A 19425-nucleotide genomic window follows, 5' to 3' on the forward strand; every position below is an offset into this window, starting at 1 on the left:
CGTCCCTGCCGTGACCGATCTCCTGCAAGAAATTTCCCGCCGCCGCACCTTTGCGATCATCTCCCACCCTGACGCGGGTAAAACCACCCTTACCGAAAAGCTGCTGTGGTTCGGCGGCGCCATCCAGGTGGCTGGCGAAGTACGCGCCCGCAAGGCCAGCCGCCACGCGACTTCCGACTGGATGGAACTCGAAAAGCAGCGCGGCATCTCGGTCACCTCGTCGGTCATGCAGTTCCCCTACCGTGACGCCATCGTGAACCTGCTCGACACACCGGGCCACGAAGACTTCTCGGAAGACACCTACCGCACGCTCACCGCCGTCGACTCCGCCGTGATGGTGATCGACTCGGTCAATGGCGTCGAATCGCGCACCATCCAGCTGCTCAAGGTGTGCCGCATGCGCGACACACCCATCCTCACCTTCATCAACAAGCTCGACCGCGAAGGCAAGGAGCCCATCGACCTGCTCGACGAAATCGAATCGACGCTGGAAATGGAATGCGCACCGATGACCTGGCCCATCGGCATGGGCAAGCGCTTCCGCGGTGTCTATCACCTCTACAACGACAGCATCGCCTTCTTCGACCCGCAGGCCGAGAAAGGCACCTCCGAGATCATCGAAGGGCTGAACAACCCGCGCCTCGACGAAGCCATCGGCGACCAGGCTGAAGAGCTGCGCATGCAGGTCGAACTCGTGCGCGGCGCCTCGCACACATTCGATAAAGAGAAGTATCTCGCCGGCAAACAGACGCCCGTCTTCTTCGGCTCCGGCGTCAACAACTTCGGCGTGCAGTCCGTCCTCGATGCCCTCGTCGACTACGCGCCGGGCCCGCTCGCTCGCGCGTCCGAAAATCGCCAGGTCGCACCTGACGAAAACAAGTTCTCCGGTTTCGTGTTCAAGATCCAGGCCAACATGGACCCCAAGCACCGTGACCGCATCGCCTTCATGCGCGTCTGCTCCGGCCACTTCGAGCGCGGCATGAAGATCAAGCAGGTCTCGCAAGGCAAGCATTTCGCCGTCAACAACGCCATCACCTTCATGGCGCAAGACCGCAACACCACGGAAGAAGCCTGGGCCGGCGACATCATCGGCATCCCCAACCACGGCAGCATCCGCCTCGGCGACACCTTCACCGAAGGCGAAGACCTCAAATTCACGGGCATCCCCTCCTTTGCGCCAGACCTCTTCCGCCGCGCGCAGATCAAGAACCCGCTGAAGATGAAACAGCTTCAAAAAGGGCTGCAGCAACTCGCCGAAGAAGGCGCCACCCAGCTCTTCAAACCACTTGCCAGCAACGACCTCATCCTCGGCGCCGTCGGCGTGCTGCAGTTCGACGTCGTCGCCCACCGTCTCGAACATGAGTACGCCGTCGAATGCGTCTTCGAAGCCTGCACCTGGGCCACCGCGCGCTGGCTGCGCGGCAAGGACGAAGACATCAAGGCCCTGCTCGACAAGGCGCCGGGCAACATGGCGCTCGATGGTGCGGGCGACTACGTCTACCTCGCCCCGAATCGCGTGAACCTGCAGATGGCGCAGGAGCGGCATCCGAATGTGAAGTTCCTGGAGACGCGGGAGATTTATTGATGTTCAGCGGCTCAAGTCCATAGATATCTGTTTCGCCTGCACAGCCGTGCTCCCGGAACGCGCGGCAGCCTTCCGCCCCTCCCGGCGCGCTTGGGGCGAAGATCTTCCAGCGCGATAGTTACCGGGCGGTGCCTGTTTCCGCGCGGCGATGTCAAGGGAACACGCGTGCCTGGTGTGCCCACGCGCTTGAGTTGCTTGCCCGGTTTCCTTCAGTCACGAGGCGTGGCGTCAACCGCCGGCGCGGAGCTCTTCCACACAAACGGAAACATGAACTGGCGCGGGAAGCCGTCCGGCACGTAGTCGCCCAGCACGCCGTAGCGTTCGGGCCACTTGCGGTCTGACTTCACGGCGGTGCCGAACAGGTAGTCAAGGAAGGCAAAGTGGGCCGAGTAGTTGCGGTCCAGCGCTTCCTGGTCCTGTGAGTGGTGCCAGTGGTGGAAGTTGGGTGTAACGATGAGGTAGCGCAGCGGGCCGAGGCGCACGCTGACGTTGGCGTGGTTGAACACGGCCTGGAAGCCGACAATGATGATGTAGGCGTCGATCACTTCCTTGGCGAAGCCGAGCACGAAGATCGGTGCCAGCACGAGGGTGCGCGTCATCAGCAGTTCGAGGATGTGCTGGCGCGAGCCGGCCAGCCAATCCATGTGCTTGGCGCTGTGGTGCACGGCATGCAGGCGCCAGAGCACCGGAATCTCGTGATACGCACGGTGCGTCCAGTACTGCACGAGGTCAGCGACGAGAATGATGGCAAACAGCGCGACCGGGAAAGGCAGACCGGCTACCCAGGACTGCACGCTGTCGCGCGCGGCCCAGCCGAAGAGCTTGTGCACCAGCAGGTTGGTGGCCAGCAGGATGAAGCCGACGACGAGGTGATTGACGAGGAAGTGATGTAGGTCGGTACGCCACTCTTCCCGGAACACTGGCTGGTCCTTTCGCAGCGCGAAAAGTTTCTCGATGAAGACGAACAGCAGGGTCGAGCCCAGCAGGTCGAGGATGAACCAGTCCAGCCCGAGATAGGCGGTGCTTTGTTCGTAGGGGCCGACCTGGACCTTGCTGCCGCCCAGCAGCAGGCACAGCACAACGATGCCGAAGGCAATGGCTGCCAGCCAGCGGGTGCGGCCAAAAATGGCGTTGAAGAGCGCAATGCCGCCTGACAGCACCATCGACCAGAACAACAGCTGGCGCATCGCGCCGACGTCATAGACGTGGTGGCGCAGCTCGGGCGTCGTCAGGTACTGCGGAAAGTGGAAAGCCAGCACGCCGAGCAGGCAGAGGATGGACAGGCACAGGGCGAAGACGCCGGAAATCATGCCGGAACCGGATTCGAGGCGGCCATGCGAGGCGCGCAGTCGCAGAAGCTTGCGGATCATTTCCATCATCGTTGGACTATCTTCAGGTCAGGGATGCCAGCTGGCACAAGCGGGCGATGTTATCGCAAGGCCAGGCCCGCTGCGGCAGCCCCCGGTCGGCCCTTCAAGCGACCGCGACGCGGATCGGATTGCCGATGGCACACCCTTTGCTGAATCCCCTCCGAAAGCAGTGCTGTTGCAGATACCGGAAAGGATTCAGTCATGCCCGAAGTCAGCGTCAATCCCGCCCTTGCCATTGCCTCCGTGCAGCAGGGAAATGCGCAGAATGAAGCCGCCAGAGAAGGGGTAAACCAGAGCGAAGGCGCGCAAAGCTTCTCCAGTGTGTTGCGCGAAAAGCGGGCCGCTGCGAGCGGCGACAAGGCTTCCTCCAGGATGGAAGCGACCGCCGGGAAACCCGCATCGGACAAGGCCGCCGGGACTGACAAGGAGACGGCAGCCGAGGGCACAGCAAACCCGGCAACCCCGGCCGATCTGGCGCAGTTGCTGGCCAGCGTGAGCCTGCAGTCGCGCATGAGCGAGACCCCGTCGCAGACCGAGGTCGTGACGGATCAGACGGCACCGGACGCGGGGCTGGCCGGGCTGATGGTCATGCCCGAGGTTGCCCGCAGTGACGCCCCGCTGACAGACAAGCCTGCCGCCAACGCGGCAAACCTTGCCGCTTCTACGGCAATTCCGGATGCCGCAGACGGCCGCAGCGCGGCACTTCAGCAACCGCTGGGCAATATGAGCAATGGCAAGTCCGAAGCCGGGGATGAACAGCTAACAAACGGCGAACAACTGCCCACCGCGACCACAGAACTGACGACCCGCCAGGAGTCTAATAAGCCAAGCTTTGCCGCAACACTGGAGCAAGCCGGTCTCAACAGCACGCAGCAGGCCGAGCTGATGCGGCAGAGCCAGACCGCGCAGGCCGCCACGTCGGCGCATGCCGGCCAGAACAGCGCTACGGTCTCAGAGATCCGCACACCGGTCGGACAGGCTGGCTGGGCCGAAGAAGTGGGCCACAAACTGGTGTGGAGTGCCCAGCATGACTCGGGCAAGGCCGAGCTGGTGCTGACACCTGCCCACCTTGGCCGCGTCGAAATCTCGATTGACATGAAGGGTGACCAGGCCAGTGCCAGCTTCGTGGCGGTGAATCCGGTAGCCCGTGAGGCGTTGCAGGACGCCATGCCCAAGCTGCGCGACATGCTGGCGCAGTCCGGCATCAATCTCGGCCAGGCCGACGTGGGCGCTGGCCAGAGCGGCCAGGGGTCTGACGCGGCAGGCCGCGAGCGCCGTGGTGGTGGCGGATCTGGCGTGCAGGGCAATGGCGGCGGTTTGCTGAATGAAACCAGCCAGGTCCGCCAGACCCGCTCTGGTACTGGGCTCGTCGACACCTTCGCCTGAAAGCGCCATGGCAACAAATTGCTTCCAAGGCTTCATTTGCCGCCCGCTTTGTCCGTTATTCAGGGCTTGGGCACTGTCGCCATGACGCGACAATGCCGCTGAACTGGCAAGGTGATCAAACATGGCAAACAAGGAAGCGCCCAAGAAAGAAGAAGCCGCAGCAGGCGACGCCCCGCCCAAGAAGAGCAAGAAGCTGCTCTTCATCATCATCGGCGTGGCAGTCCTGACGCTGGGGCTTGGCGTCGGGCTGGGCATCATGCTGGGCGGCAAGAAGGCGCCTGCCGATGGCGAACACGAAGAGGCCAAGGCCGAGAAACACGAAGAGAAAAAGAAGGAAGAGCACAAACCGCCGGTGTTCCTGCCGCTGGAGCCCTTTACGGTCAATCTGCAGCCCGAGACGCCGGGTGCCGGTGAGCAATTCCTGCAGATGGCGGTGAGTCTCAAGGTCAGCGATGACAAGAAGGCCGAGGAGCTGAAGGCACTGATGCCGCAGATTCGCCACGAGATCCTCAACCTTGCCGGCGCGCAAAAAGCCAGCGAGATCACCTCCCCCGAGGGCAAGGAGTCTCTGGCTGCCGACATTCAGGATGTGATGAATGAAGTGATGGGCGTCGAGCCGCCCAAACGCAGCAAGCGCCGCAAGAAGGACGCGGAAGAGCACGAAGTCGAACTGCCCGTGCAGGCCGTGTTCTTTACGCAGTTCATCGTCCAGTAATCCAGCCACAGGTAGCGCGACATGGGTCAGGATTTTCTCTCGCAAGACGAAGTTGATGCCCTTCTGAAGGGCGTCACCGGCGAGCTCGACGAACCCGATTCCGGTAGCGGCGAGGAAGGCGGCATACGCTCCTACGACCTCGCGACGCAGGAACGCATCGTCCGTGGTCGCATGCCGACGCTGGAGCTGATCCACGAACGCTTCGCCCGTTACCTGCGTATTGGCCTCTTCAACTATATGCACCGCAATGCGGAAGTGTCGGTTGGGCCGATCCGCGTTCAGAAGTACAGCGAGTTTGTCCGCAATCTCGTGGTGCCGACCAACCTCAACCTCGTGCTGGCCAAGCCGCTGCGCGGCACGGGGCTGATGGTCTTTGACCCCGATCTCGTCTTCCTCGTCGTCGACAACATGTTCGGCGGCGACGGTCGCTTCCACACCCGCGTCGAAGGTCGTGATTTCACCTCGACCGAGCAACGCATCATCCAGGGCCTGCTCAAGGTTGTCTTTGCAGAATACGAGCGCGCCTGGCACCCGGTTTTCAATCTGCAGTTCGAGTACATCCGCTCCGAGATGAACTCACAGTTCGCCAATATCGCCACGCCCAGCGAAATTGTCGTCGCCACGACCTTCACGCTGGAGTTCGGCGGCGCGCAGGCCGACATGCACATCTGCTTCCCCTACTCCATGGTCGAGCCGATCCGCGACGTGCTCTACAGCTCGATGCAGTCCGACCACATCACGCAGGACAAGCGCTGGATCAGCATGATGACCAAGCAGGTGCAGGCGGTGGACATCAAGCTGGTTGCGCAGCTCGCGACCGCCACGGTGACCCTGCGTGAGCTCGTCAATTTCAAACCGGGTGACGTGATTCCGCTCGACATGGATGGCTCGATCCAGGCCAACGTCGACGGTGTCGGCGTCCTCGAATGCCAGTACGGCGTGCAAGGCGGGCACTACGCCCTGAAGGTGGAGCGCTTCATCGCGCCGGAAGACAAGGAGATCGACACGATCGCCTCAAAACTTGGAGTGTCCGAACATGGCTGATACAGACAACGAAGCCGCCGAAGCCGATGTGACTGAGGACGATTGGGCTGCTGCCATGCAGGAGCAGGCGGTCGAGGATATGGGCACGCCCGTTGCCCAGCCCGCCTCGTTCCAGAGCTTTGACGGTGGTGGTGGAGCCAAGCCCAGCTCGATGAACGATTTCGAGCTGATTCTCGACATACCGGTGCAACTCACCGTCGAACTGGGCCGCACGCGCATCTCGATCCGTAACCTGTTGCAGCTCGCCCACGGCTCGGTGGTGGAGCTCGACGCCCTCGCCGGCGAACCGATGGACGTGCTCGTCAATGGCACCCTCATCGCCCAGGGCGAGGTGGTGGTGGTCAATGACAAGTTCGGTATCCGCCTGACGGACATCATCACACCCTCCGAACGCGTCAAGAAACTGCGCGCCTGATCTGCCCGCCCGGTCCGAAACAAGGCCCGGTCCGTCACTGACGACCGGGCTTTTACGTTCATGGGCTCTCCACGGCATGGTGAGCTCATCCGAAGCGCTTGATCAGCCAATCCTGACCAGACGGAGCCGGCAGGATTTGCCGTAATTTCCTGCCGCTTCTCCCTCCACGCTGCACAGTCCGCCGGCATTAGGCTTGCGGACATGTCATACAAGCCTTTCAGCCCCCGCATCTCAGGGGCACCCACGTCCCTCTTTGCCCTGCTCTGCACATCACCCGGCATCGCGATGTCGGCTACCGAGGCTGCACCCTCTGCGGCCGGCAGCGTAATGCAGATGCTGTTCGGCCTCATCGTTGTCATCGCAGCGCTGTTCGGCACGCTGATGCTGCTCAAGAAGCTGCAAGCCGGCCGCACACACCTGGTCGGCAATCTCAAGGTCATCGGCGCCACCAACGTCGGCCCACGCGAACGTGTTGTGCTGGTCAGCATCGGCAGCAAGGTGCTCGTACTGGGCGTGACGCCGGGCCGCGTCAATGCACTGCAAACACTGGAATCAACAGAAGTTCCGATGTCGGCCCCGGAGCCGGCATCGGGCAACGATTTCGCACTACGCCTGAAACAGTTGCTGGAGAAGCGCCGTGCGCAGTAATCCCCTCTTTCGTCCTTTACAGATCGGTCTGCTCGCCTGCCTGCTGATGGTGCCATCAGTCGTGATGGCGCAGGGCATGCCCGCGCTGACCAGCACACCGTCGCCCGGTGGCGGCACCACCTGGAGCCTGCCGGTGCAGACGCTGTTGATGATGACGGCGCTCACCTTCATCCCGGCCATTGTGCTGATGATGAGTGGCTTCACACGCATCGTCATCGTGCTGTCGATGCTGCGTCACGCCATGGGTACGCAGACCTCGCCGCCCAACCAGGTCATCGTGGGGCTGTCACTGTTCCTCACTTTCTTCGTCATGTCACCCGTGCTCGACAAGGTCTACACCGACGCCTGGGTGCCGCTATCGGCCAACAAGATCGAGTTTGACGAAGCCGTCAATCGCGCCAGCGTGCCGATGAAGGCCTTCATGCTCAAGCAGATGCGCGACAGCGACCTGACCCTGTTCGCCAAGCTTGCCAAGGTTCCCCCGGTCGACAAGGCTGAAGACCTGCCTATGCGCGTCATCGTGCCGGCCTTCGTCACCAGTGAGTTGAAGACGGCTTTCCAGATCGGCTTCATCGTATTTCTGCCCTTCCTTGTCATCGACATGGTGGTTGCCTCGGTCCTCATGTCCATGGGCATGATGATGATGTCACCCGTCATCGTCTCGCTGCCGTTCAAGATCATGCTGTTCGTACTGGTGGACGGCTGGAATCTGCTCATTGCCTCACTCATCACAAGCTTCGGATAGGAGTCCCTCCATGAATCCCACTACCGTCGTCGCACTCGGCCGTGAAGCCATGGAAGTCGCCCTGCTCATCTCGGCGCCGATGTTCCTCGCTGCGCTGGCGACCGGTCTGCTCATCAGCATCCTGCAGGCCGCCACGCAGATCAACGAACAGACCCTGTCGTTCGTGCCCAAGCTTTTGATCATGTTCGGCACCCTGGTGATGGTTGGCCCCTGGATGATTACCCTGCTGACTGACTACATCCGCAGGCTGTTCGAGGCGATCCCGAACCTCATCGGCTGACTGCACGCAGCGCGCCATGTTCTCCATCACCACCGCACAGCTGGATGCTTTGCTGGTGACCTGGGTGTTCCCCATGGTGCGGGTGATGTCCTTCGTGGCCGCAGCACCGGTCTTCAACAACGTTGCCATTCCCCGTCGTATCAAGTTGATCGTGGCCCTGGCCATAGGTTTTGCCGTCGGCGCGTCGCTGCCGCAACAGAACCTGCCGGCACCGGGCAGCTATGTCGGCCTTGCCGTGCTGGCCCAGCAAATCATCATCGGTGCCGGCCTCGGGCTGGCGATGCGCGTGGTTTTCGCTGCGCTCGACGTGATGGGCGAACTCGTCGGCCTGCAGATGGGGCTCTCATTCGCCACCTTCTTTGACCCGCAAAGCCAGGGCCAGACCTCGGTCATTGCGCAGATTGTCGGCATCTTCTCTACCCTGCTGTTCCTGGCCCTGAACGGCCACTTGCTGCTGATACAAAGTCTGGCGCAGAGCTTCGAGTGGCTGCCCATCACCGCTACGCCCGTGCATTCCGAAGGCTTCCTGTGGCTGGCACGCAGCGGCGCGATATTGTTCGCCACCGGGCTGTTGCTGGCCCTGCCCGTCATTGCCGCCCTGCTCATCACCAACATCGCGCTGGCTGTGCTGACGCGCGCCGCGCCTCAGCTCAATCTGTTCGCCATCGGCTTCCCGATCACCTCCACGGTCGGCATCGCTGTGCTGTGGCTGACCCTGCCCGTTCTGGCAAGCGTGCTGCAGGGAGTGTTCGACCAGGGCTTCGAGGGCATCACCATGCTGGCCAGGGCCTTTGCCCAGCGCTGAGCCGCAAGGGCCCTGTGCCTGAACCCTTATCTGCCCCCGCACTTGCCCCGAACCCCCTCAAAAAGTAGACTCGACTGCTTTATTGCCTTTTCATGACCGCGCCCGGCGCCCCGCTTTTATGACCAAACCCATCGAGTTCAAGGCCGGCAGCCTTACCGCCATGTCAGCCATCGTGCGGGAACTCGACAACGTCAAACTCTCCGACACCCTGCATACCATGCTGGGCGGATTGGGCGAGTTCTTCGCCGGCGAAGCCACCATCATTGACCTGTCGCAGCTCGCCAAGGCCCCCGAACGCGCCGACTGGCCGGGTCTGCTGAGCCTGCTGCGCCGTTACGGCCTGCAGCCTGTCGCTGTACGCCACACGCCAGAACACCTGGAAGACAGCGCCCGCAAAGCCGGTCTGGCGGTGCTGGCTGCCGATGCCGGCAAGATGAGCGCCGAGCGCCCCGCCGAACCAAAGCCCGCTGCGACACCGACAGCCCCGCAGGCTGCGCTGGACCTCACGCCCCCCACTGGCGGCGCGCCGACCATGATCATCGAGCGGCCCTTGCGCAGCGGCCAGCAGGTCTATGCCCGCGGCGGCGACGTCGTCATTCTCGGCGGTGTCAGCAATGGTGCCGAAGTCATTGCCGACGGCAGCATCCACTGCTACGGCCCGCTGCGTGGCCGCGCGCTGGCTGGTGCTCAAGGCAACACACAGGCACGCATCATCACCACGAGTTTCGCGCCGGAGCTGGTCTCCATCGCCGGCGTCTACCGCACCTTTGAACGCGGCCTGCCACCCAATCTGGCTGGCAAGGCTGCTCACGCTGTATTGCGTGCTGACCGCAACGGGCAGCACAGCCTGAATATCGATGCGCTGAAGCTCGACTGACGCGCACCCCACAGAACACATTAGAGAGAGGATTTACCCGTGACACGTGTAATCGTCGTGACATCCGGCAAGGGCGGCGTGGGCAAGACCACTTCCAGCGCCAGCTTCGCCTCCGGCCTCGCGCTGCGCGGCTTCAAGACCGCCGTGATCGACTTCGACGTCGGCCTGCGCAACCTCGACCTCATCATGGGCTGTGAGCGCCGCGTGGTGTACGACTTCGTGAACGTGATCAGCGGCGACGCCAACCTCCACCAGGCCCTGATCAAGGACAAGCACTGCGAGAACCTCTTCGTGCTGCCCGCCTCGCAGACGCGCGACAAGGACGCCCTGACCGAAGAAGGCGTCGAGAAGGTCATCAAGGACCTCGAACACATGGGCTTCGACTACGTCGTCTGCGATTCGCCCGCCGGTATCGAACACGGCGCCATCATGGCCCTGACTTTTGCCGACGAAGCCATCGTCGTCACGAACCCCGAAGTCTCGTCGATCCGCGACTCCGACCGCATCCTCGGTATCCTCCAGAGCAAGAGCCGCCGAGCCAAGGAGGGCCGCGAGCCCGTCAAGGAACACCTGCTGGTCACGCGCTACAGCCCCAAGCGCGTCGAAGAGGGCGAAATGCTGTCGTTCAAGGACATTCAGGAGCTGCTACGCATTCCGCTGATCGGCGTGATCCCGGAGTCCGAATGCGTGCTGCAGGCATCCAACTCCGGCTCGCCCGTCATTCACAACAAGGATGATGACGCCGCTACTGCTTACCAGGACGTCGTCGCGCGCTTCCTCGGCGAAGAGCGTGAGCTGCGCTTCGTGAGCTATGAGAAGCCCGGCATCCTCAAGCGCCTGTTCGGAGGTTGAACATGTCCTGGCTTGAAAAGATTTTCGGCAATGCCCAGCCCAAATCCGCGGCACGCGCCAAGGAGCGGCTGACGCTCGTCATTGCCCACCAGCGTGCCGAGGACACCACGCCCGACTTCCTGCCGGCCCTGCAGAAAGACCTCGTCGCCGTGATCTCGAAGTACGTCAAGATCAACCCGGACGACATCAAGGTACAGCTTGAGAAGAAGGACAACTACGAGGTGCTGGAGGTGAATATCGTGATGCCGGAGCCTAATGCACGCTGAGGTCCGCCCCACAGAAAAATGCCGGTCGCTGACCGGCATTTTTCTTTTTGCAGGCTGGGCTGGCTGGATTGCACATGAACATTGCTTCTTCACGGCGCGCCTGTCCTGCGTGATACTGGTGCCAAGGGGGAACCTTCGAGGCACCGGCCCATTCAAACAGGCCAGCAGGCTTCCCCGCAAGCCGCCCGCAGCTGCTGTATCCAACGAGAGGAGAATGTGATGAGTCGTCTTACCGCAAAAGATTTTCACCCCGAAGTTCTCAAGCTCTTTCACGAATATGTCCATGGCGGTATCTCCCGCCGCGAGTTCCTGGACGGGGCCGGCAAGTTCGCCGTCGGCGGCATGACCGCAACCGGCATACTCGCAGCTCTGTCCCCGAAATTCGCTGAAGCCCAGGTGGTCAAGCCCGACGATGCACGCATCGTCGGCAAGTTCGTCGAAATCCCCTCTCCCAACGGCTACGGCAAGGTCCGTGGCTACCTTGTGACACCCGCCAAGCCAGTCGGCAAGCTTCCGCTTGTGTTGGTGGTGCATGAGAACCGTGGCCTCAACCCCCATATCGAAGACATGGCACGCCGTGTCGCGCTGGATAACTTCATTGCATTCGCCCCGGATGCCCTGTTCCCGCTGGGGGGCTACCCCGGCAACGAAGAGGCCGCCGTCGCCAAGTTCCGCGAACTCGACCAGACCAAGACGCGCGAAGATTTCGTCGCCGCGGCGGAGTGGCTGGCCAAACAGCCTGAAGGCAACGGCAAGCTGGGGGTGGTCGGCTTCTGCTACGGCGGCGCGATGTCGCACTTCCTTGCAACGCGCATCCCGACGCTGAACGCTGCCGTGCCCTACTACGGCGCGGCCCCTGCGGTCGATCAGGCCGTCAAGGTCAAGGCCCCCATCCTGGCCCACTACGCCGACCTCAAGAACGACGAACGCACCACGTCCACCTGGCCGCCGTACGAAGCTGCGTTGAAGGCAGCGGGTGCCAAGGTCGAGGGCTTTATCTATGCAGGTACCCAGCACGGTTTCAACAACGACACCACGCCGCGTTTCGACGATGCTGCGGCCAAGCTGTCCTGGCAACGCACGATTGCCTTCTTCAACGCGAACCTGCGCTGATTCGGCAAGCTGAAAGCAGACGCCCGGCATATGCCGGGCGTTTTGTTTTATTGGTTTCTGTTTGCGTGAGCCTGAACGCGTCAGTCATCAGCCAGCCTGTGCATGGTCTCGATGATGCCTTCCAGCATGCGCTCCTGTTCCAGGCCGAAACTTGCCATCTGCTTGCAGATCTCGGTGCCGCAACCGCTCACCAGATTGAGAATCTTGGCCTCCTGCGCATCCGACAAGCCCATGCTGTAGAACGAGCGAGCGATCGCCTCCCCCTGGTCGGCGACCATGCGCATGGCACTCTCGCGCTGCACCTGCTGACGTTCACGCAGGTAATCCACCATGCGCATAAGACCATTGACGGCGCTCAGGATCATTTCGGTCTTTTCGAGTCGCCGAGCGTCATGCTGCAGCACACCCAGACGGATATTGGCAGACTCGACTACGAAGGCCAGGTGATCGCGCAAGCGACCCGCACGCTCTTCGTCCGAATGCGGCCAGTTGGTGATCAGCATGGTTGCCAGGGGATAGGTAATCGACAAGCGTCCTGAAAACTGCGTGATGCGATCATTCTGCGAGGCATGCTCCAGCAAGGACGACTCCAACGGGCTGGCTGAACCATGCTCGTTGAGCATGATGATATTGTCATTGAGCTTGCAGGAAACCAGCGACCGAAGGTCATACTGATTGCAGGCTTCGACGATCGCCCTGGCTACAGCTTCGACGGTGTGGCAGGCGAAGACATCACGCATGAACTTCATCACCGTGCCCATCTCGGCCAGTGAATTCATGGCACCAAACGCCGTCGTCGTGGCGTACTGCAGCTGCGACGAGAGCGCAGCCATCTGTTCATGGGCTTTCAGAATGTCGTCGACCTTGCTGACAATCTCTTCTGGAATCAATGGCTTGACGCAGTAATCATTGCAGCCCACATCGAAGGCCGTCAGGCGCATCTGGATGTTGTCGTCCGTGCTCGTAAGGATGACGTGAGCAGCATCGTCGCCGCGGGCACGCAATGCCCGGCAGATCTCCAATCCGCCACGCCCCGGCGCCTCCAGATCCAGTAGGCAAACGGCCGGATGGTCTTGCAGGGCGGCCATCAGTTCGTCGCCTTTGGCAAAGCCGCGAACGTCGGACGACACCTTGGCCAGTTCCCGGCACACTTCTCCACGGATATCGGCATCCTGCTCCAGGACGAATACGGCACTTCTGGCGTTGCTCATCACACACCCTCCCGATTACAACCAACAACTTTCCCGGCCAGGATGATGCGTAGCATCATCCCATCGTATTTATCGTCCCGCGCGGCCAGGGCTTGATACCTGTCCAGCGGAGTGCCCGTCAGTCCATAAGCCGCGTAATGCTTGGTGCGGGCCCTGTCGGGCGCTAAACTGCGAGCCCTGCGATATCTGCCCCTGCCCGGGTGGTGAAATTGGTAGACACAAGGGACTTAAAATCCCTCGGCCGCAAGGCTGTACGGGTTCGACCCCCGTCCCGGGCACCATTTGCCAGAGCGCTTTGCTGGCAGACTCTTGATCCAGATCGCCTATCCACTCCTGCGTCATTGATAGCCTGCCGCTTTCTACCCCTGAGAGCGTCGCATGCGCGTCCTGCTGATCTATTCGAACCAGAGTCGCGAGGTCGAACCTGCCGCGCCCATCGGTCTGAGCTACGTCGCCGCCGCTACCCGCGCTGCGGGTCACGTGGTGCAGCTGCTGGATCTGGCCTTCTCCGCAGACATCCACACAGCATTACGCAACAGCATCGCGACATTCCGTCCCGAAGCGGTCGGCTTATCCATACGTAATATAGACAATGTGATCAGCCAGCGCTTCGAGTCGCCACTGGCGGCCCTTCAAGCCCAGGCCGCAGTCATCCGCGACGCATGTGGGCCAGACGTTCCGTTGATCCTCGGCGGCCCCTCCATCTCCATCCTCGGCGCACAGGCCCTACCCTTGTTCCAGGCGGATTTCGCGATCGTCGGTGAGGGGGAGGCAGCCTTCCCCGCCCTGCTGACAGCCCTGCACCAGCATGCATCGGTGCAACAGATTGCAGGCGTTTGCTACTGGCGGGATGGACGTCCGCAGCGCAATCCACCCGCCTTGCTCCCCGGCTTTGCAGGTTCCGGCATGGAAGATTTCGTGTGCTGGCGCGACTACCAGCAACTTGGTGGCACCTGGCCGCTGCAAAGCAAGCGTGGGTGCCCCATGCGTTGCAGCTATTGCACCTATCCGTTGATCGAAGGCCGCAAGCAACGTCTGCGCGACCCCCTCGAGGTTCTCGACGAAGTCGAGCGGGTATGGCGTGAAACCGGCGCGCGTTGCTTCGAATTCGTCGACTCAACCTTCAACACCCCGTCCACACACGCCATCGCCGTCTGCGAAGAGATCGTGCGACGCCGGGAAGCGGGACGACTGAAGACCAGCTTTACGACCATGGGTATCAATCCGCGCGACGTGCCGATCGAGCTTTTCCCGCTGATGAGGCGGGCGGGCTTCAACTCGATGATGGTCTCGCCTGAAGCGGGTTGCGATGCCATGCTCAAAAGCCTGAGAAAAGGCTTCACGATGCGGGAGGTCGCCCGTTGTGCCGACCTGGCACGTCATGCGGGCCTGAAGAGCCTGTGGTGCTTCATGCTCGGCGCGCCGGGCGAGACAACTTCGACATGCGATGAAACCCTGAACTTTGCAGAAACACGGCTCGCCGGGGGCAGCTTCCTTTCGGTGTTCTTCACTGGCATACGCATCCTGCCGGGTACCGCCCTGGCTGCCCAAGCTCTGGCAGAGGGCTACATCCAGCCAGACACCGACCTTGCCGGAGGCGTTTTCTATCGCTCCCCACTCGTCCCCGAGGAGGCGCTCATCAAGCGTGTGACACAGGGCATCCTGCGCAACCCCTGCATCGTGCACGCCGCAGACAGCCAGATCAGTGACGGCAAGCGGCGCGTCTACCGCTGGCTTGACCGGTTCGGTGTGCCAGGTCCTTACTGGCGCTTTCTGCCGGGTTGGTTGAATCTCGCACCGATCCGCTATCTGCGCGGCCGGAGCCTGGCTCCCGATAACCCATCCTTCGCATTGACTACCTGAGGCGCCATCCACCTTGATTGCCGGCAATCTCACGCCCCATGCACGGCCGGGAGTGCCGCAAAGCGCTAGAATTCGTCATCTGTCACCCAGCCAGTGAGGCACCGTGAGCATCAAATCAGACAAGTGGATCCGCCGCATGGCGGAAAAGCACGGCATGATCGAACCCTTCGAACCGACGCTCATCCGTGAGGCGAATGGCCAGAAGATCGTTTCCTACGGCACGTCGAGCTACGGCTACGACATCCGCTGCGCCGACGAATTCCGCGTCTTCACGAACATCAACTCGACCATTGTCGACCCAAAGGCTTTCGATCCGCAGTCCTTCGTCGAAGTCTCGGGCAAAGGCTATTGCGTCATTCCGCCGAACTCCTTCGCGCTGGCCCGCACGGTCGAGTACTTCCGCATTCCGCGTTCGGTGCTGACTGTCTGCCTTGGCAAGAGTACTTACGCCCGCTGCGGCATCATCGTGAACGTCACACCCTTCGAGCCCGAGTGGGAAGGCTACGTCACGCTGGAGTTCTCCAACACCACGCCCCTACCCGCCAAGATCTACGCGGGTGAAGGCTGCGCACAGGTGCTGTTCTTCGAGTCCGACGAGATCTGCGAGACCTCGTACAAGGACCGCGGCGGCAAGTACCAGGGACAGGTTGGCGTGACCCTGCCGAAGATCTGACGCTACGCAGTGCGAAGTTGCAAAGGATGGCCAAAGGGCCGCCAGGGCAGGCCATGCTTGCCGGCGGCCCTGTGTACTTTCATTGTCACAGCACTGCGCTATGATTCCGCACCCGGCCGCTAGAGGATTTGGCTTTCCTTCGCGGCCCTTTTCTTTTGCTCCGCCTTCTCGCCTTGGCATTGAAGGCTTTTGATCGCCCTTTCGGGAGCCCGGCATGCGCTTTCACTTCCCCATCATCATCATCGACGAAGACTTCCGCTCGGAAAACACCAGCGGCTTCGGCATCCGTGCGCTTGCGAAAGCCATCGAAGACGAAGGCATGGAAGTGCTGGGCGTCACGAGCTACGGCGATCTGTCCTCGTTCGCGCAGCAGCAGAGCCGTGGCTCCTGCTTCATCCTGTCGATCGACGACGAGGAGTTCAGCTCCGACGAGATGGATGCCACCATCGAAGAGCTGCGCGCCTTCGTGGAAGAAATCCGTTTCCGCAACTCGGAGATCCCGATCTTCCTGTACGGCGAGACCAAGACCTCGCGTCACATCCCGAACGACGTGCTGCGCGAATTGCATGGCTTCATCCACATGTTCGAAGACACGCCGGAGTTCATCGCCCGCTACGTCGTGCGCGAAGCCAAGGCCTATCTCGACTCACTCCCGCCGCCTTTCTTCCGCGCGCTGACGCATTACGCCTCGGACGGTTCCTACTCCTGGCACTGCCCGGGTCACTCGGGCGGAGTCGCCTTCCTGAAGAGTCCGGTCGGTCACATGTTCCACCAGTTCTTCGGCGAGAACATGCTGCGCGCCGACGTCTGCAACGCAGTGGAAGAACTTGGCCAGCTGCTCGACCACACCGGCCCCATCGCGGCCTCCGAACGCAACGCGGCGCGCATTACCCATTCCGACCACCTGTTCTTCGTCACCAATGGCACCTCGACCTCGAACAAGATCGTCTGGAACTCGACTGTTGCGCCGGGCGATATCGTGGTTGTCGACCGCAACTGCCACAAGTCCATCCTTCATTCGATCATCATGACTGGCGCGATTCCGGTCTTCCTGATGCCCACGCGCAACCACTACGGCATCATCGGCCCGATCCCCAAGAGCGAGTTCAAATGGGAGAACATCCAGAAGAAGATCGCGAAGAACCCCTTCATCGACGACAAGAGCGCCATGCCGCGTGTGCTCACCATCACGCAGAGCACCTATGACGGCGTGCTCTACAACGTCGAGGAAATCAAGGAAGAGCTGGACGGCAAGATCGACACCCTGCACTTCGACGAAGCCTGGCTGCCGCATGCCGCCTTCCACGATTTTTACGGTGATTACCACGCCATCGGCAAGGACCGCGCGCGATGCAAGGAGTCGATGGTGTTCTCCACCCAGTCGACGCACAAACTGCTCGCCGGTTTGAGCCAGGCCTCGCAGATCCTCGTGCAGGATTCGCAGAGCCGCAAGCTCGACAAGGACCTCTTCAACGAGGCCTACCTGATGCACACCTCCACCTCGCCGCAGTACGCCATCATCGCCTCGTGCGACGTGGCGGCGGCGATGATGGAAGAGCCGGGCGGCACGGCGCTGGTCGAAGAGTCGATCCAGGAAGCCATGGAATTCCGCCGTGCGATGCGCAAGGTGGATGAGGAATGGGGTGCGGACTGGTGGTTCAAGGTGTGGGGCCCCGAGTACCTCGCCGAAGAAGGCATGGGCGAACGCGAAGACTGGATGCTCAAGGCCGACGAGCGCTGGCACGGCTTCGGCAACCTCGCCGAAGGCTTCAACATGCTCGACCCTATCAAGGCGACCATCATCACGCCGGGGCTGGACGTTGACGGCGACTTTGCCGAGACGGGCATCCCGGCCGGCATCCTCACCAAGTACCTCGCCGAGCACGGCATCATCGTCGAGAAGTGCGGCCTCTACAGCTTCTTCATCATGTTCACCATCGGCATCACGAAGGGCCGCTGGAACACGCTGGTGACCGAGCTGCAACAGTTCAAGGACGACTACGACAAGAACCAGCCGCTGTGGCGCGTAATGCCCGAGTTCGTCGCCAAGCACCCTCGCTACGAGCGCGTCGGCCTGCGGGATCTCTGCACGCAGATCCACGACGTCTACAAGCAGCACGATGTGGCGCGTCTGACCACTGAGATGTATCTCAGCGACATGGAACCCGCGATGCGCCCGACCGACGCCTGGTCGATGATGGCCCACCGCAAGATCGAACGCGTCGATATCGATCAGCTCGAAGGCCGTGTCACTGCGATGCTGGTCACGCCCTATCCGCCGGGCATCCCTTTGCTGATCCCGGGCGAGCGCTTCAACAAGACCATCGTTGACTACCTCAAGTTCGTGCGCACCTTCAACGAACAACTGCCGGGCTTCGAGACCGATTGCCACGGCCTCGTGAAAGAGGAGGAGAACGGCAAGGTGCGCTACTGCGTGGACTGCGTGAAGCAGTAATACGCTGCCCCACAACGAAAAAGGGCTGCCCGCGGGCAGCCCTTTTTGGTGAATGCATGGCTCGTCTACTTGCCGCTGACGATCTGCAGCACCGCATCCATATCCGGGCCAAACTCGACGTAGCGGTTGTAGAGCTTGACCGCCGAAGACTCGATGCCACTCATCGCAAGCTGGTTGCGCCCGAGAACCGTCACGCCGTTTTTCTTTGCCAACGCGAGCGCGTCACGCTCCTTTTCCTGCCAGAGTTTTGCCATGTACTGCGAGCTTTCTGCCGCAGCACCGCGCAACAGCTCCTGATTGGCCGGACCCAGTGCGATCCAGGCCTTTCGTGATATCAACAGCACGTCTGGGACCATGCCATGCTCATCCAGGCTCAGATACTTCGCGTATTTGTAATGCTCTGCACTGACATACGAAACAATGTTGTTTTCCGCCCCATCCACTTCGCCGCTCTTGAGCGCATCCGCAACCTTGTCATAAGGCAGAACGACTGGCGTACCGCCCAGCTCGGAAATCAGATCCTTGTAGACGGGAGACGGCTGCACGCGAACCTTCAGCCCCGCAAAATCTGCGCGGGTCTTGATAGGCTTGCGTGCATAAAAACTGCGCGAACCGCTGTCGTAGTAGGCGAGAACAACGACACCGCTGGCCGTGATTTCACTATCCAGACGCGAGCCCAGATCACCGCCCAGTACTTTCCAGAGGTGATCACGCGAGCGGAACAGGTAGGGCAAACTCAAAATCTTGGCTGCAGGCACCTTGTCAGCCAAAACCCCCACGGCAACACGTGCCATTGCCAGCTCACCTGAACGCAGCTTTGCCAGTACTTCTGTCTCGTTGCCAACCTCACCGTTGGGCTTGACCTGCATTGTGAGCGCACCCTTCGAGCGCTCTGTCACCAGTTTGGCCAGGTATTCCTGCGCCTTGACGACCGGGTGGTCAGGTTTCTGGACATCCGCCGAAACCAGCGAAACAGCACGAACGGCGGGCGCAACGCTCAACAGACAGAGCGCAAGCCCGCATGCAAAAGCATTGCGGACGGACATCAGACTCTCCACTCGTTATGGGTATGGGTACGGCTGTCTTGCCGGGGCAAAATACCACAATCGCGTTTTGTCGCAC

19 protein-coding genes and 1 tRNA gene are annotated in these 19425 nt (G+C 61.4%); 17 read left to right on the plus strand and 3 right to left on the minus strand.

The window, feature by feature from the left end; translation table 11 throughout:
* Nucleotides 1-10: 10 nt before the first annotated feature.
* The gene (locus ABEA02_RS03520; protein ID WP_345531445.1) at nt 11-1585 is read left to right on the plus strand and encodes a peptide chain release factor 3; all 1575 of its coding nucleotides are present in this window, start codon (nt 11-13) and stop codon (nt 1583-1585) included.
* A 209-nt stretch (nt 1586-1794) separates the two neighbouring features.
* Here ABEA02_RS03520 and ABEA02_RS03525 read toward each other — a convergent pair whose 3' ends face one another.
* Nucleotides 1795-2955, minus strand: coding sequence for a sterol desaturase family protein (locus tag ABEA02_RS03525; RefSeq protein WP_345531446.1), 1161 nt, complete (start codon nt 2953-2955; stop codon nt 1795-1797).
* Nucleotides 2956-3156: 201 nt separating this feature from the next.
* Here ABEA02_RS03525 and ABEA02_RS03530 point away from each other — a divergent pair, with 201 nt between their 5' ends.
* From ABEA02_RS03530 to ABEA02_RS03585, 12 genes are all read left to right on the plus strand, one after another.
* Nucleotides 3157-4341, plus strand: a complete 1185-nt coding sequence (locus tag ABEA02_RS03530) for a flagellar hook-length control protein FliK (RefSeq protein WP_345531447.1) — start codon at nt 3157-3159, stop codon at nt 4339-4341.
* A 121-nt stretch (nt 4342-4462) separates the two neighbouring features.
* Nucleotides 4463-5056, plus strand: coding sequence for a flagellar basal body-associated FliL family protein (locus tag ABEA02_RS03535; protein WP_345531448.1), 594 nt, complete (start codon nt 4463-4465; stop codon nt 5054-5056).
* Between the two features lie 21 nt (nt 5057-5077).
* On the plus strand, nt 5078-6100 hold the full coding sequence (gene fliM / locus ABEA02_RS03540) for a flagellar motor switch protein FliM (protein ID WP_345531449.1): 1023 nt from the start codon (nt 5078-5080) through the stop codon (nt 6098-6100).
* A complete protein-coding gene (fliN, locus tag ABEA02_RS03545) occupies nt 6093-6515 on the plus strand; it encodes a flagellar motor switch protein FliN (RefSeq protein WP_345531450.1) in 423 nt (140 codons plus the stop codon). The genes fliM and fliN overlap by 8 nt, the downstream gene beginning before the upstream one ends.
* 201 nt (nt 6516-6716) lie before the next feature.
* Nucleotides 6717-7163 carry a flagellar biosynthetic protein FliO gene (gene fliO / locus ABEA02_RS03550; protein ID WP_345531451.1) on the plus strand — a complete coding sequence of 149 codons (447 nt, stop codon included), beginning with the start codon at nt 6717-6719 and terminating at the stop codon, nt 7161-7163.
* Nucleotides 7164-7209: 46 nt separating this feature from the next.
* Complete coding sequence (gene fliP / locus ABEA02_RS03555) at nt 7210-7908, plus strand: flagellar type III secretion system pore protein FliP (RefSeq protein ID WP_345531590.1); 699 nt, start codon at nt 7210-7212, stop codon at nt 7906-7908.
* A gap of 10 nt (nt 7909-7918) precedes the next feature.
* The gene (gene fliQ, locus ABEA02_RS03560; RefSeq protein ID WP_345531452.1) at nt 7919-8188 is read left to right on the plus strand and encodes a flagellar biosynthesis protein FliQ; all 270 of its coding nucleotides are present in this window, start codon (nt 7919-7921) and stop codon (nt 8186-8188) included.
* Nucleotides 8189-8204: 16 nt separating this feature from the next.
* Nucleotides 8205-8993, plus strand: a complete 789-nt coding sequence (fliR, locus tag ABEA02_RS03565) for a flagellar biosynthetic protein FliR (protein ID WP_345531453.1) — start codon at nt 8205-8207, stop codon at nt 8991-8993.
* Between the two features lie 118 nt (nt 8994-9111).
* Nucleotides 9112-9870 (plus strand): septum site-determining protein MinC, encoded by a 759-nt coding sequence (minC, locus tag ABEA02_RS03570; RefSeq protein ID WP_345531454.1) that lies wholly within the window; start codon nt 9112-9114, stop codon nt 9868-9870.
* Nucleotides 9871-9909: 39 nt separating this feature from the next.
* Entirely contained in the window at nt 9910-10722 is an 813-nt protein-coding gene (gene minD / locus ABEA02_RS03575) for a septum site-determining protein MinD (RefSeq protein WP_345531455.1), read from the plus strand.
* Between the two features lie 2 nt (nt 10723-10724).
* Entirely contained in the window at nt 10725-10988 is a 264-nt protein-coding gene (gene minE / locus ABEA02_RS03580; RefSeq protein ID WP_345531456.1) for a cell division topological specificity factor MinE, read from the plus strand.
* A 219-nt stretch (nt 10989-11207) separates the two neighbouring features.
* Entirely contained in the window at nt 11208-12101 is an 894-nt protein-coding gene (locus ABEA02_RS03585; RefSeq protein ID WP_345531457.1) for a dienelactone hydrolase family protein, read from the plus strand.
* An 80-nt stretch (nt 12102-12181) separates the two neighbouring features.
* On the opposite strand, the gene ABEA02_RS03590 is transcribed toward ABEA02_RS03585, so the two are convergent.
* On the minus strand, nt 12182-13312 hold the full coding sequence (locus tag ABEA02_RS03590) for a response regulator transcription factor (protein ID WP_345531458.1): 1131 nt from the start codon (nt 13310-13312) through the stop codon (nt 12182-12184).
* A 194-nt stretch (nt 13313-13506) separates the two neighbouring features.
* On the opposite strand from ABEA02_RS03590, the gene ABEA02_RS03595 reads away from it, so the two are divergent.
* From ABEA02_RS03595 to ABEA02_RS03610, 4 genes are all read left to right on the plus strand, one after another.
* Nucleotides 13507-13593 (plus strand) — tRNA-Leu (locus ABEA02_RS03595).
* Nucleotides 13594-13690: 97 nt separating this feature from the next.
* Complete coding sequence (locus tag ABEA02_RS03600; RefSeq protein WP_345531459.1) at nt 13691-15175, plus strand: B12-binding domain-containing radical SAM protein; 1485 nt, start codon at nt 13691-13693, stop codon at nt 15173-15175.
* A gap of 103 nt (nt 15176-15278) precedes the next feature.
* Nucleotides 15279-15848, plus strand: coding sequence for a dCTP deaminase (gene dcd, locus ABEA02_RS03605; RefSeq protein ID WP_345531460.1), 570 nt, complete (start codon nt 15279-15281; stop codon nt 15846-15848).
* A gap of 214 nt (nt 15849-16062) precedes the next feature.
* Entirely contained in the window at nt 16063-18303 is a 2241-nt protein-coding gene (locus ABEA02_RS03610) for an Orn/Lys/Arg family decarboxylase (RefSeq protein ID WP_345531461.1), read from the plus strand.
* A gap of 65 nt (nt 18304-18368) precedes the next feature.
* On the opposite strand, the gene dctP is transcribed toward ABEA02_RS03610, so the two are convergent.
* Entirely contained in the window at nt 18369-19349 is a 981-nt protein-coding gene (gene dctP, locus ABEA02_RS03615; protein ID WP_345531462.1) for a TRAP transporter substrate-binding protein DctP, read from the minus strand.
* Between the last annotated feature and the right edge of the window lie 76 nt (nt 19350-19425).

The sequence above is a fragment of the Viridibacterium curvum genome (assembly GCF_039544165.1).
In the GTDB taxonomy this organism is placed as follows: domain Bacteria; phylum Pseudomonadota; class Gammaproteobacteria; order Burkholderiales; family Rhodocyclaceae; genus Viridibacterium; species Viridibacterium curvum.